Genomic DNA, 5868 nt, shown 5'->3' with positions numbered 1-5868 from the left:
AGATAAAAAACCAGATATGGCAAAACAAAGTGAAAATGAAAAAGATGAGAGTTTAGTAAATACTAATAAAAGTATTATAAAAAAAATTGTAAAAGATATAAGTAATAAAACAAATAATTCAATTAAGACAGGAGCGGTTATAGTACCTAATATAAAAGCGGAAATAGGTAGTGAAACTAAAAAAGAATTTATATTTCATGAACCAGCTATAAATGAAAATATACTTAATTTAGTTAATAAAGTACAAAAAACAAAATTAGAAAAACCATTAGAAAGTGAAAATAATAAAATGGAAAATTTAAAAAGAGTAGGGCTTTTAGCAGCGACAGCAATTATGTCAATAATATCAGCACTTATGCTTTTATCAAATCCTAAAAAGTAGATAAATAGAGCAAACTATAGATTTAATAATTTATAGTTTGTTTTTTGATTATAAATAAGATTTAAACTAAAATAGTATTTTGTTTATGTAACCGTAATTTTAGTTATTCATATTATAGTAATAATGAATAAACTAAAGAGGTGAAGCTTTGAAAAAAAAATTAATTATGATTATTCCAATAATTATAGTATTTTTATTTTCGAGTTGTAGTAATGATTTAACTCATGAAATAGAAGATGTTTTAGAGTTTAGAGAACATAAGATTCTTGACGATGATGAAACATCACAAGTAGTTGTAGATGAAGAAATAGAGATAGTATTTGCAAAGAACACTATAAAAAAAGCTTTTTCTTTTGTTGAAGGAGCGGAACTTGTATATTCTCAGGAAAAAAATTATGTACCAAGTGATAAAAGAGAAAATTATTATATTTTTGAACTTCATATTAAAGATGGAGATAAAATAGTAATATCTAAAGTGAATTATATGGTGAATAAAAATACTTATAAAATTTCAATAGCTAATTCGGAAGGGATATGGAGTGTATCTAAAAGGTGATTATAATTATATAAGTTATATGTCAGAAATTTTGAATATGTAACATTATTGCTATAAATTAAGGGTAATATAAATATTATAGAGTGATATAATATGGTTAAATATAGAAATGAAAGGCGGTAATAATAGAAGATGGATAGGTTAAATCAGAGAAAGAAATTAGTTGATGAAGTAATAACTTTAATAAGAGAATTTGAAGGTATTGCTGTTGATATAAGAGAAACAAGAATTAAAGAACTTAGTATAGCTGATGATTATAGTAAAATATCATATGAGCTAGATGGTGAAAAAATTATATTTGGGTTAGATCAAATTTCAAAGCTTTATCAGGCTGAATTTGAAGGCGTAAATGGTTTAGAACCAACATTTATAGAACTTGTAGAAGCTATAAAGCAAGATGTTAGATATAATTTCCCTAAAATGCAAAAAGAAGATTTCATACACTATGTAGGTAATATTTATTATGCAGATTTTAGAGGTAAGGAAATTTATGATAGATTAAGAGAGATTGATGAAGAAGCTAAAAGTATTTGTTAGTTAGCCAATTAATTCACTGAAATATGTTTAGAGTATAGATATTCTAAGCATATTTTTTTATGGGTAATTATAATATTTTTGTATGTGTTGAAAATTTATAAGATTAATATTTAAAGTGGGTTAAAATTTATAGATTACTAGGATTAACAATATTTATAGTGGTAAGTTTTATATGTTTAGGTGTAAAATATATAAAACTAAATGTCGGGTATATTTTACATTGTTATAAAATTTAATATAATGAATTATAAAGATAAGAAGCTTAGTTTTAATAATAGGAGAGAAAATGAAGAATATAAAAATGAAGATGGCAAGAGTAGAGAAAGAACTTTCACAGGAGCAACTTGCAAATATAGTTTTAGTTACAAGGCAGACTATAAGTATGATTGAATCTGGAAAGTATAATCCAAGTATAAAACTATGTATAGCGATATGTAAAACTTTAGATAGGACATTAGATGAACTATTTTGGGAGGTATAATAATGAGACTTTTTAAGAAAGGAATAGTTGATGAGAGAGTAGAAAATGAAAGAAATTCATATATGCCGATTGCTTATATAATTCAGCAGATTGTAGCAGTTTTAATAGTTATGGATATTTTAGTTAAAGGAAATAATCCGATATATATAATTCCATCAATTATTTCAATAGTTGGAATTACTTTGTTTATTGTGATTAGATGTTTATTTGGAGGAATTGGATTTATAGATATATTTAAGCCGAAGGATGAGTTTACAATAATATATAGAAATAAGTTTTTCAAACAAGGATTTTATATTTCTTTAGTGTTACTTTTAGTAATAGGTATGGTTGATATGATACAGCTAATTATAGTAGGACAAAAGATTGGAATAATATTAGTAATGTTTTTATTGAGTGTTTTAATAGTTTTGATTCCAAGTTTCTTTTTAAGTATAATGTTTGTATCAAAAGGGCTTATAGTTAATAATAATGTTAGTTTAGCAGTAACAGATAAGAAAAAATCTTTAAAGAAGTTTAGATTAAATTGTTTATATGCATGGATAGCATATGTTGTGGTTACAGTTATTATGAATAGACCTAAGACTATGCAGCAATTTATTTTTACAGTTGCTATACCAGCGATTATATTTATAGTTGGCTATTATCCTCTTATGAGATTTATGATTAAAAGATCAGAGAGAAATGCTAATAACAGAACTCATTAGGTTTTAAAAATTAGATATACATTGAAAAAGGAACTTATATAGTTAATAGGCATGTAAAATGCCGTATACTATATAGGTTCTTTTTAACAATAAAATTTATATAGTGATATAATAGTTTTTACACAAAAGATGAAATTTATGATTAAAAAGGAAAGTGATTATTTGAATTTATTAAAAAAGCATATCACTAATTTAAAATACTTATTTATAGTATTTTTTATGATTGGTGGATTGTATACAGGATTTGGTGCTCTTGAGGGAATACTTGGTCTTGGAACAGGGGTTGTTGTTATAACAATGCTTGATAAAGATTATAGTGAATGTATGTTTATTGAGGCTATAAGGATTATAGGAACACAGGTTATTATAGGTATAGCAGCTTATATAGCAGGGCTTAATTATCTTACACTTATAATTTTTACATTTGCAGTAGCATTTGGACTTCATTATATGTTCAATCATTATAAAAGTATGCCAAGAACAATGGGCTTTTTATTTAATTATATGTTTTTGATATATTTTAAGCCGACTTCGCAGCAGATGCCTAGGCTTTTACTGGCACTACTTGTATCAGGAATATTTATAATGATTTTATATTACTTATTTACAAAGGATACATATTTCAATAAAGATTTTGAAAAAAAGGTGTTACATATAAAATATGAAGATAAGATTGAGTTTAATAATTTTAAGAGTAGATATTCTATTATAAATGGAATTGTTTTTGCAATTGCAATTTTTACTATGCAGTATTTTAAAGAGTATCATGCAATATGGCTACCTATTACAATAATTATTCTTATGATTCCAGATAAGGGACTTACATTCCAAAAGATAATTGATAGACTTCTTGGAACAGCAGTTGCTTGTGTGCTATTTATGATAATATCACATGTGGTTACAAATGATATTATTCTATATATAACAGCAGGAATAGCAGTATACTTTATGTTCTTCCCTATGGCGTATTATAAGAGAGCAATTTTTATAACATATGCAGCACTTTTTGCTAATCATATGCTTTATAGAAATCAGACAGCTTTAACACTTGATATGTATAGAATAATATTTACAGTGCTTGGAGCATTTATAGTATTCCTTATATTTATAATTGAAGAGGCTATTAAAAAATCTAAGCAATCAGATTTAGATGTAGCATAAAAAAAGACTACTTTAGGAGATTATCCTAGAGTAGTCTTTTTGTATTTATATTACTTCATTAATTTACAAATATTATTAGTAAATTCAATTGGATCTTCTATAGTAAGTCCTTCAACAAGTAATGCTTGGTTATATAAAATACTAGCATATAAGTTGAATTTCTCTTTATCTTCTTCAAATATAGATTGAAGTGAACTGAAAATCTCATGGTTTGTATTAATTTCAAGAACTTTTTCTGATTTAACATTTTGTCCATCAGGCATAGCACTTAATATTTTTTCCATTTCAATTGAAAGTTCTCCATCTGTTGATAAACAAACAGGTGAATTTTTGAGTCTTGTAGAAGCTTTAACATTTTTAACTTTTCCAACTAAAGCATCAGCTAAAGATTTGAATAAGTCTTTGTTTTCTTCTTTAATAGCCTTATCTTCATTACTTTCAGTTTCAAATCCTAAATCACCACTTGATACTGATTTAAAATCTTTTTCTTTGTAATTCATAAGAATTTTTATAGCAAATTCATCTATATCATCTGTGAAGTAAAGAATTTCAAATCCTTTATCAAGAACAACTTCAGTTTGAGGCATTCTTTCAATTCTTTCTTTACTCTCACCAGCAGCATAATAGATATATTTCTGGTCATCTGCCATTCTTTCAATATATTCATCAAGAGAAACCATTTTCTTTTCTTTTGATGAGTAGAACATTACAAGTTCTTTAAGTTCATCTTTGTTTTCACCAAAGTTCTCATATATTCCGTATTTTAATTGCTTTCCAAATGATTCAAAGAATTTATCATAGCTTTCTCTATCATTTTTAAGCATTGATTTAAGCTCATTTTTAATTTTATTTTTAATGTTCTTAGCTATAAGTTTTAATTGTCTATCATTTTGTAAAACTTCTCTTGATACATTAAGAGATAAATCTTGTGAATCTAAAATACCTTTTACAAATCCAAAGTAATCAGGAAGTAGTGCTTCACACTTATCCATTATAAGAACTCCGTTTGAATATAGCTCAAGTCCTTTTTTATACTCTTTAGTATAGTAATCATATGGTGTGCTTTCAGGGATAAATAAGATTGAGTTATAGCTTATTAGACCATCAACACTTACATGCATATGTCTAAGTGGCTTATCAAATCCAAATCTCTTCTCAGAGTAGAAGTTATTATAATCTTCCTCTGTAAGCTCATTTTTATTTTTTCTCCATATAGGAACCATACTATTTAAAGTTTCTTCTTCTTTATATTCTTCAGTTTCATTTTCAGTTCCCTCAATAGCTCTTGATTTAGTCATATCAAGTTTGATTGGGTATCTGATAAAATCTGAATATTTCTTAACTAAGTTTTTAAGTGTAAATTCATCTAAGTAAGCATCATAGTTTTCATCTTCAGAATTATCCTTAAGTTCTAAAATAATATCTGTTCCAAAACTATCTTTTGTAGACTCAGTTACAGTATAGCCATCAACACCATCAGATTCCCATTTATAAGCATCTTCACTACCGAAAGCTCTAGTTATAACAGTTACTTTTTTAGCAACTAAGAATGCTGAATAGAAACCAATTCCGAATTGTCCTATTATATCATGACCATCTTTAGAGTCATTTTCTGTTTTGAAATCAAGTGAACCACTTTTAGCAATAATACCAAGATTAGTATTAAGGTCGTCCTCATTCATTCCTATACCTTTATCAACAAGTGTTAAAGTTCTATTTTCTTTATTTGGAACTAGCTTTACAAAGTAATCAGCTCTATTAAAAGTTAAAGTTGTATCACCTAAAGTTTTGTAATACACCTTATCAATAGCATCACTTGCATTAGAAATTAATTCTCTAAGGAATATTTCCTTGTTAGTGTATATTGAGTTAATAACTATGTCTAATAATCTTTTTGATTCTGCCTTAAATTCTCTTTTTTCCAATTTAATCATCTCCATAAAATACTAGATTTGGTTTTTAGCACTCTAGGTTATAGAGTGCTAACCTATAAGTATTTTATACCACTATGAAAAATAACTGTCAAGTTTGTTAAAATATAATT

Annotated in this window: 7 protein-coding genes; 6 read left to right on the top strand and 1 reads right to left on the bottom strand. The window is 26.1% G+C overall.

Going from position 1 to position 5868, the window contains the following annotated elements; translation table 11 throughout:
* The 6 genes from Q0V15_RS11150 to Q0V15_RS11125 all read left to right on the top strand — a co-directional run.
* Window positions 1-382: hypothetical protein (locus tag Q0V15_RS11150; protein WP_297439003.1), on the top strand; the 382-nt coding region annotated here is incomplete at its 5' end.
* 148 nt (window positions 383-530) lie between these two features.
* Window positions 531-938, top strand: coding sequence for a hypothetical protein (locus tag Q0V15_RS11145; RefSeq protein ID WP_297439001.1), 408 nt, complete (start codon window positions 531-533; stop codon window positions 936-938).
* Window positions 939-1070: 132 nt separating this feature from the next.
* On the top strand, window positions 1071-1475 hold the full coding sequence (locus Q0V15_RS11140; protein ID WP_297438999.1) for a hypothetical protein: 405 nt from the start codon (window positions 1071-1073) through the stop codon (window positions 1473-1475).
* Window positions 1476-1761: 286 nt separating this feature from the next.
* Window positions 1762-1956: a helix-turn-helix transcriptional regulator gene (locus tag Q0V15_RS11135; protein ID WP_297438997.1), complete on the top strand. Its 195-nt coding sequence runs from the start codon at window positions 1762-1764 to the stop codon at window positions 1954-1956.
* A gap of 2 nt (window positions 1957-1958) precedes the next feature.
* Window positions 1959-2663, top strand: a complete 705-nt coding sequence (locus Q0V15_RS11130; protein ID WP_297438995.1) for a hypothetical protein — start codon at window positions 1959-1961, stop codon at window positions 2661-2663.
* Between the two features lie 138 nt (window positions 2664-2801).
* On the top strand, window positions 2802-3824 hold the full coding sequence (locus tag Q0V15_RS11125) for an FUSC family protein (RefSeq protein WP_297438993.1): 1023 nt from the start codon (window positions 2802-2804) through the stop codon (window positions 3822-3824).
* Window positions 3825-3874: 50 nt separating this feature from the next.
* On the opposite strand, the gene htpG is transcribed toward Q0V15_RS11125, so the two are convergent.
* Complete coding sequence (htpG, locus tag Q0V15_RS11120; protein WP_297438991.1) at window positions 3875-5749, bottom strand: molecular chaperone HtpG; 1875 nt, start codon at window positions 5747-5749, stop codon at window positions 3875-3877.
* Window positions 5750-5868: the final 119 nt, after the last annotated feature.

The organism is uncultured Clostridium sp. (assembly GCF_947036855.1).
Lineage (GTDB): Bacteria > Bacillota > Clostridia > Clostridiales > Clostridiaceae > Sarcina.
Note: the sequence above shows the minus strand (reverse complement) of the source record. Positions and strands in the feature narration are given on the sequence as shown.

What these genes read in the sequence shown, in the direction of transcription:
- Q0V15_RS11140 (WP_297438999.1), top strand. Translation starts at nt 1,071, where the DNA reads ATGGATAGGTTAAATCAGAGAAAGAAATTAGTTGATGAAGTAATAACT.
- Q0V15_RS11135 (WP_297438997.1), top strand. Translation starts at nt 1,762, where the DNA reads ATGAAGAATATAAAAATGAAGATGGCAAGAGTAGAGAAAGAACTTTCA.
- Q0V15_RS11130 (WP_297438995.1), top strand. Translation starts at nt 1,959, where the DNA reads ATGAGACTTTTTAAGAAAGGAATAGTTGATGAGAGAGTAGAAAATGAA.
- Q0V15_RS11125 (WP_297438993.1), top strand. Translation starts at nt 2,802, where the DNA reads ATGATTAAAAAGGAAAGTGATTATTTGAATTTATTAAAAAAGCATATC.